The organism is Neisseria sp. P0022.S010 (assembly GCF_051956635.1).
Genome location: NZ_JBQCXF010000128.1, coordinates 1 through 7,751, shown reverse-complemented (window position 1 = coordinate 7,751; position 7,751 = coordinate 1). Strand labels below are relative to the sequence as shown.

Annotated in this window: 4 protein-coding genes and 1 pseudogene; all 5 read left to right on the top strand. The window is 53.1% G+C overall.

Going from position 1 to position 7,751, the window contains the following annotated elements:
* Positions 1-781 precede the first annotated feature (781 nt).
* The 5 genes and pseudogenes from ACTHUT_RS11470 (at position 782) to trkA (ending at position 7,720) form a co-directional block, all read left to right on the top strand.
* Positions 782-1,420: a 2Fe-2S iron-sulfur cluster-binding protein gene (locus ACTHUT_RS11470; RefSeq protein ID WP_250600191.1), complete on the top strand. Its 639-nt coding sequence runs from the start codon at positions 782-784 to the stop codon at positions 1,418-1,420.
* A complete protein-coding gene (locus tag ACTHUT_RS11465) occupies positions 1,420-3,048 on the top strand; it encodes an FAD-binding protein (protein WP_250600189.1) in 1,629 nt (542 codons plus the stop codon). The genes ACTHUT_RS11470 and ACTHUT_RS11465 overlap by 1 nt, the downstream gene beginning before the upstream one ends.
* Positions 3,045-4,298, top strand: coding sequence for a complex I 51 kDa subunit family protein (locus ACTHUT_RS11460; RefSeq protein WP_250600187.1), 1,254 nt, complete (start codon positions 3,045-3,047; stop codon positions 4,296-4,298). Before ACTHUT_RS11465 ends, ACTHUT_RS11460 begins: the two co-directional genes overlap by 4 nt.
* Positions 4,299-4,756: 458 nt before the next feature.
* Positions 4,757-6,210: pseudogene (locus ACTHUT_RS11455) on the top strand (DASS family sodium-coupled anion symporter).
* 97 nt (positions 6,211-6,307) lie between these two features.
* The gene (gene trkA, locus ACTHUT_RS11450) at positions 6,308-7,720 is read left to right on the top strand and encodes a Trk system potassium transporter TrkA (RefSeq protein WP_070633363.1); all 1,413 of its coding nucleotides are present in this window, start codon (positions 6,308-6,310) and stop codon (positions 7,718-7,720) included.
* Positions 7,721-7,751: the final 31 nt, after the last annotated feature.

The following is a 7,751-nucleotide window of genomic DNA, read 5'->3' as shown; positions in this document are numbered from 1 at the left end:
CCTTCAATAGTGTAATAGTGCTTTCAAATGAATGACCCAGACAATATCATTTTCATACCTTATTGATTTAAATGAAATTTAATATCGCATTAAATTACTTGGTTATTGATAATCTATATCCACTAGCCATTCACTTAAATAGAAGTAAAATTACATTGTTTTTAAATGATAATCTTATTGCACGGCCGTCTGAAAATATTTGCCTTAAGTATCTGAGAAAGAAATTTAGTAGCTTGTATTTAAAAGGAAAATAACAAAATTTCAGACAGCCTTTCTTATTTTCCAATACAATACACAATTGTAAAATCCGTGTCATTTTCTCCTTCAATCTTCTTGACTGATATCAAACTTGTTTGATTTTCTGAAATTTTATAACAGTCTTTTCACTTGCTTACGCAACAAAATATTATTCAATATATACAACAATCTATGCAAAATTATCTAATATATAACAATGATTTTTACTAGCAAATAGACGAATATTTTAAAATTTATACTAAAAAAGTAATTTTATTTTATATTTAAAATCAAATAATTGAAATAAATTTATCTAAATAATAGGCATATTTTGTTTACAATCATTCCTCTATGAAACCTTAGGTTATCCCTATCATCAAAACCACTAAATTCTAATACACTTCGACTCATACAGATAAATATTGATTTTAAAAGAATTTCTGAGTAAATAACTTGGATATTTCCTCACACGCAATAAATGTAATAAAAATACAATTAATTAAATTATCCACTATTCCAACTTCCAATTTCACAGGAACAAACCATGAGTGAAAATTTGTTAACCCTGACCATAGACGGCCATGAAGTCAAAGCTTCCGCCGACTCGTCAATCATTCAGGCCTATGCCCATGCCGGCAGCGCGATTACTGCCAACGTCGGCTGCATGGGGCAAGGCGTGTGCGGTTCGTGCCGCTGTATGATCCGCAAGGAAGGTGAGCGCGAGGTAACGACTGCGTTGGCGTGTGAAACCAAAGTCGAAGAAGGGATGCAGGTCAGCTTCTTGGACTACTTCATTCCCGAGCATATCCAATATTACGACGTGAGCGAGGTCGGCGACGGCTGGAACTGGCTGGATGACACCGCCAAAGCCTTCCCCGAAGCGCAACACTGCCGTCATTGCGGCGGCTGCAACCGCGCCTGCCCCAAAGGTTTGGAAGTGGAAAACGGCGTAGCGCAGGTGGTATCTGGCGATTTCGGCGCGGCTGCGCTGACCTTCGACCAATGCGTGATGTGCAACCTCTGCACCCTTTCCTGTCCCGAACACATCCGTCCGAACCACTTAGGCCTGTTCGCCCGCCGCATGAAAGCGGCGCGCACGCTGCGTCCGGTGGATTTGATGCGCCGCCTGCGCGAAATCGACAGTGGCAAAATGAAAGTCAAATTTAAAGAGGAGGCAATGTGATGGCGAATGAAATCCAAGGCATAGACTACGAAACCGCCCTTGCCAACCTGCGCGCTTCCTCATTGGAACTGCGTGGCGACCTGCCGGAAAAAAACGAATTGTTGAGCCAGTTTCACCCCGACTATCAGGCCAATGCGCGCGTCAAACTGCCCATCGGTCCGAATACGGGCGATTACTGCCATCCTGATTTGGCGAAACTGCTGATCAGTCATCCGCTGATTGACGACTATGATTTGTCGGGCGCGGAACACTTGAACACCGACGTGCTGGTTATCGGCGGCGGTGGTGCGGGTGCGGCGGCGGCGTTGTCTGCAACCGAAGCAGGTGCGCGCGTGATTATGGCGAACAAGCTGCGTATCGGCGACAGCAATACCGTAATGGCAGAAGGCGGCATTCAGGCGGCGGTCGGCGCGGAAGACAGCTTGCAGCAGCACTTTGACGACACCATCAAAGGCGGCCACAACGCAGGCAAGAAAGAATTGGTGGCGCAAATGGTTACCGACGCGCCGTCCGCCATCCGCTGGCTGATCGGCTTGGGCATGACTTTCGACCTTGCCAAAGGCGCGGACAGCAACGGCATGTTGAGCCGCAAACGTGCAGGCGGTACGACCGTGCCGCGCATCCTGAGCTACCGCGACTTTACCGGCCTCGAAATGATGCGCGTACTGCGCGAGGCGGTCGAACTCGACGAAAACATCACCCAGCTCAACCGCCACCCCGCCATCGAATTATTATCAGACGAACACGGCCGCTGCGTCGGTGCGATTTTGTACGATTTGGAAAAACGCTCTTTGGTATTGGTTCACGCCAAAGCCGTGGTATTGGCAACCGGCGGCAGCGGACGCCTGCATTTGCAAGGTTTCGCCACTTCCAACCACTATGGCACAACTGCCGACGGTCTGGTGATGGCATACCGCATCGGCGCGAAACTGCGCGACATCGATTCCTTCCAATACCATCCGACCGGCGTCGCCCATCCGCCGCACTTGGCGGGCGCGCTGATTTCCGAAGCCGTGCGCTCCGCAGGCACCAAACTGGTCAACGGTTTGGGCGAGCGTTTCGTTGACGAATTGCAGCCGCGCGACGTTGTTGCCGCCGCCATTTTGCGCGAGTGCTGCGAAGGCCGCGGCGTGGTGCGCGACGGACAGGTCGGCGTGTTCCTCGATACCCCGCGCTTGATTGAAAACGACCCCGACGTATTGAACCGTTTGGTAACGCTCGGCCACGTCGCCCACAAATGCGGCATCGACCCCGCTGTTAAGCCTGTAATGATTCATCCGACCCTGCACTACCAAAACGGCGGCGTCGAAATCAACGGCGACGGCGCAACCTGCGTCGAAGGCCTCTATTGCGCCGGCGAAGTAACCGGCGGCATCCACGGCCGCAACCGCCTGATGGGCAACGCGCTTCTGGACATCATCAGCTTCGGCCGCCGCGCGGGTAAAGCCGCCGCCGGTTGCGGCCTGCCGCTGAAAAAAGTGCGCGGCGGTGTCGGACACGTCCACGATCTGCAACGCGAAATGACCCGCGCCGGACTGACCAGCGACATCAAAGCCCCCGTTTTATATCCCGACTACGGCAAATTCGATTTGCGCGAACACGCCGGTTTGCAGGAGCAACAATCATGAACCAAGCCAATCAAAACTTACTGCACCCGTCCCGCCAAGTCGGCGCGGATTTGGCCGCGTGGCGCAAAGTCGGCGGCGGCGAAGGCCTGCTGGCGGCGCTTGCCGATCCTCAAAGCATCGTTTCCAAGCTGCAAGACGCCAACCTCTGCGGCATGGGCGGCGCAGGTTTCCCGACCTGGCGCAAATGGGAGGCGGCCGTTGCCGCACAAAGCAAACACGGCGACAAATACGTCGTCTGTAATGCCAACGAAGACGAACCGGGTACATTTAAAGACCGCGTACTATTGGCAAATACGCCGCACCAAGTCATCGAAGGCGTCCTGATTGCCGCCGTTGCCTGCCGTGCCAACAAAGCGATTCTGTACGTCAACCCTCATCAAACCGAATCCATCGCTTCCATCACACCGGCTATCGAGCAATGGAAAAACAGCGATTTGTTTATCCGCATCGAAAACTACTTGGGTAAACCTTTGGACTTGCAACTGGTTGAAACTTCAGGCCGTTATATCGGCGGCGAAGAAACTGCCGTGATTTCATGGCTGGAAGGCGGTTTCCCCTTCCCGCGCCGCAAGCCGCCTTTCCCCGCTGAAAGCGGTGTCAACGGTGAGCCGACCCTTATCAACAATACCGAAACCTTCGCCAATATTCCGCAAATCCTTGCCAAAGGCGCGGAATGGTACAAATCGCTGGGTTTGGGCGATGCCGCAGGCACGAAACTCTACTCACTCTCCGGCGACGTATTGAATCCGGGTCTGTACGAACTGCCGATGGGCACGACCTTGCAATCGCTGATTTTCGACCACGGCGGCGGTATGCTTGAAGGGCGTACGTTTAAAGCCGTCTTCACCGGCGGCCCGTCAAACACACTCCTGACCGTCAAAGATTTGGACGTGCCTTTGGACTTCGTGTCCGTACGCGAACGCAAATCCAGCCTCGGCACGGGCGCGATGATTGTGATTTCCGAAGGCACCAGCGTCGTGCGCAAAGTGGCTGAGTATGTGGAATTTTTTGCGTCCAACTCATGCGGACAATGCCCGCCATGCAAAGGCGGCACGTTCCAACTTTCACGCCTGCTCAACCGCGTGGATACCGGCATCTGCACTTCAGACGACCTCCGCGCCTTGCAAAGCCTGTGCCAACTGCTGCCCCGAAGCGGCCGCTGCGGCCTGATTGACGGCGCAGTTACCGTGTTGCAAAGCTCACTGCGTACCTTCCCCGAAGAGTACGGCCTGCCGCAAGAACAGGAGTAAAACAGCGTTGTTTTCAGACGGCCTTTTCTATATAGGAGGTCGTCTGAAAAATACCTGTAGTATTTGTTAGGTTTCACAACCGAACTTTCCCAAACTACTTACTAGATGCTTCGCCAGCAGAAAAAACGATACGGTGTATCTTGAGGTTTTACCCTCTCCCTAACCCTCTCCCACGGGGAGAGGGGACAGATTACAGGAAATCCGATAATAGTTGATTTCAGCGCCATTATCCCCTCTCCCCGTGGGAGAGGGTTAGGGAGAGGGCAAAACGTAAAAGCTCAAGAAAACGTCGTCTGAAAAAGATGGCAACACAAAAATACGCATTACCCAAACACCCCAAAAGAAAAACATAAAAATAACCACACCCAAATACGTTTCAGACGACCTCTCCCCGCCAAAATCAGGCACACGTCGTCTGAAATCCGATTTCCCTGATACCTCAAACTAGGAGACTCAACATGGGCTTCAAGCCAATTCCTGCTGCGGTTGCGCTCGTGCTGACGCTGATTATCTGGTTCGTCATACCCGTGCCGCAGGGCGTATCGCCCGACGCATGGCACCTTTTGGCGTTGTTCGTCGGTATTATCGCCTGCATCATCGGCAAAGCCATGCCTATCGGCGCAATGGCGATTTTGGGCATTACCTTGGTCGCGCTGATCGGCATGACCAACGAAAAAGCCGCCGACGCAACCAAAGACGCTCTGAGCAGCCTCAACAACTCGTTAATCTGGATGATCGGTATCGCCATCATCATCTCGCGCGGTTTGTTGAAAACCGGCTTGGGGATGCGTATCGGCTACCTCTTGATTTCCCTTTTCGGCAAACGCACACTGGGCGTAGGTTACAGCTTGGCTTTGGCGGACTTGGTCATCGGTCCAGTTACGCCGAGCAACACCGCGCGCGGCGGTGCGATTGTGCACCCGATTATGCGTTCCATCGCCCTGAGTTTCGATTCCGACCCTGAAAAAGGCACTGAGGGCAAAATCGGTAAATACCTCGCACTGGTGAACTACCACGCCAACATCATCACCTGCTGTATCTTCATTACCGCGACCGCGCCCAACCCGCTGGTCGTCGAATTGGTTGCCAAAGCCACCAATTCGGAAATCCACCTCTCTTGGGGCACATGGTTCGCCGCCATGGTCGTACCCGGCCTGATCGCCATGTTCCTGATGCCGCTGGTGCGCTGTATTTCCTGTATCCGCCGGAAATCAAACAAACGCCTAACGCGACCGCCCTTGCCAACGAAAAACTGAAAGAAATGGGCGCGATGAAGCGCGACGAAAAAATCATGCTCGGCATTTTCGTGATTCTGCTGCTTTTGTGGGCGGGTATTCCCGAGATGCTGTTCGGCGTAAAAGTTGATGCTACCGCCACCACCTTCCTTGGCCTCTCCCTGTGTCTCTTGACCGGCGTACTGACTTGGGACGACGCGCTGAAAGAAAAAGGCGCGTGGGACACCATCGTCTGGTTTGCCGCCTTGGTCATGATGGCGAACTTCCTCAACAAACTGGGACTGATTGCATGGCTGTCCGAATCCATGCAGGGTGGCATCTCCCATCTCGGCTTGGGTTGGGAAGCCGGTTGCGCCTTGTTGATGCTTGCCTATCTCTACGCCCACTACGTTTTCGCCAGCGGCACGGCACACGTTACCGCCATGTTCGGCGCATTCTACGGCGCAGGCTTAGCCTTGGGTGCACCGCCCATGCTGTTCGCCCTGGTTATGGCATCCGCTACCGGCATCATGATGTCACTGACCCACTACGCCACTGGTTCCGCTCCTGTCATTTACGGCTCCAACTATGTGACCATGACCGAATGGTGGAAAGCCGGCTTCATCATGAGTGTGCTTGAAATCCTGATATTCTGCACTGTCGGTATCTTGTGGTGGAAAGTTTTGGGCTACTGGTAACTCTTTAGCTGATTAAGAAAATTCAGGCCGTCTGAAAACTCCAATTTCAGACGGCCTTTTGTTACAATTTCATTTTTACCGAACACACTCAATTACCGTGAAAATACTCATCCTCGGCAGCGGCCAAGTCGGCTCGACCGTCGCCCAAAACCTTGCCTCCGTTCCCAGCAACGACGTCACTATTATCGACATCGACGAAAAAGCGCTCAACCGTATCAGCAGCCGCCTTGATGTCCAAACCATCGTCGGCAACGGCGCATCGCCCTTTACCCTCGAACAGGCAGGTGCGGCGGACTCCGACCTCCTGCTTGCCCTGACCCGCAGCGACGAAACCAACATCGTTGCCTCCAAAATCGCCGCCGACCTGTTCAACATCCCCAGCCGTATTGCACGCGTACGCTCAAGCGAATACCTCGAATATCCGGTTGCCGGCAGCGACAAACCCGAAGAAGGCAGCCTCAACATCTTCGGCATTACCGAAACCATCAGCCCCGAACAGCTAGTTACCGAACAACTCGTCGGCCTGCTCAACTACACCAGCTCATTGCAGGTACTCAGTTTCGCCAACGATAAAGTGCGCATGGTGATTGTTCAAGCCCGCAAAGGCGGGTTGCTGATCGGGCGTGAAATTGCCGACATCAACCAGCACCTGCTCGAAGGCGTTGACTGCCAAATCTGCGCCATCTACCGCAACAACCGCCTGATCGTCCCCACCCCGCAAACCGTCATCATCGAAGGCGATGAAGTCCTGTTTGCCGCCGACATCAACAGCGTTGAAGCCATCATGCGCGAATTGCGTCCGAAAGAAGCGCGTACCCGCCGCATCATGATTGCCGGCGGCGGCAACATCGGCTACCGCCTCGCCAAGCAGCTCGAATCCAAATACGACATCAAAATCATCGAATACAAACCCCACCGCGCCGAATGGCTGGCCGAGAATCTGGACAACACCCTCGTCCTGCAAGGTTCAGCCACCGACGAAACCCTGCTGGACGAAGAATACATCGACGAAATCGACGTCTTCTGCGCGCTGACCAATGATGACGAAAACAACATCATGTCCAGTCTGTTGGCGAAAAACCTTGGTGCCAAACGCGTAATTACCATCGTCAACCGCTCAAGCTACGTCGATTTGCTCGAAGGTAACAAAATCGACATCGTTGTTTCTCCCCATCTGATTACCATCGGCTCCATTCTGGCCCACATCCGCCGCGGCGACATCGTTGCCGTCCATCCTTTGCGCCGCGGTACGGCCGAAGCCATCGAAGTGGTGGTACACGGCGATAAAAACACTTCCTCCATCGTCGGCCGCCGCATCAGCGGCATCAAATGGCCGAGCGACTGCTACATCGCCGCCATCGTCCGCGGCGAAACCGGCGAAGTCATCATGGGACACCACACCGAAACCATCCTGCAAGACGGCGACCACATTATCTTCTTCGTCTCACGCCGCCGCGTCCTGCCGGAGTTGGAAAAACTCATTCAAGTCAAAATGGGCTTTTTCGGTTAAACCTGAAATCCGTTTGCTTGAAGCCATAAAA

Bases quoted from the DNA above. Each gene is read 5' to 3' on its own strand.
- ACTHUT_RS11470 (WP_250600191.1), top strand. From the start codon at position 782: ATGAGTGAAAATTTGTTAACCCTGACCATAGACGGCCATGAAGTCAAA.
- ACTHUT_RS11465 (WP_250600189.1), top strand. From the start codon at position 1,420: ATGGCGAATGAAATCCAAGGCATAGACTACGAAACCGCCCTTGCCAAC.
- ACTHUT_RS11460 (WP_250600187.1), top strand. From the start codon at position 3,045: ATGAACCAAGCCAATCAAAACTTACTGCACCCGTCCCGCCAAGTCGGC.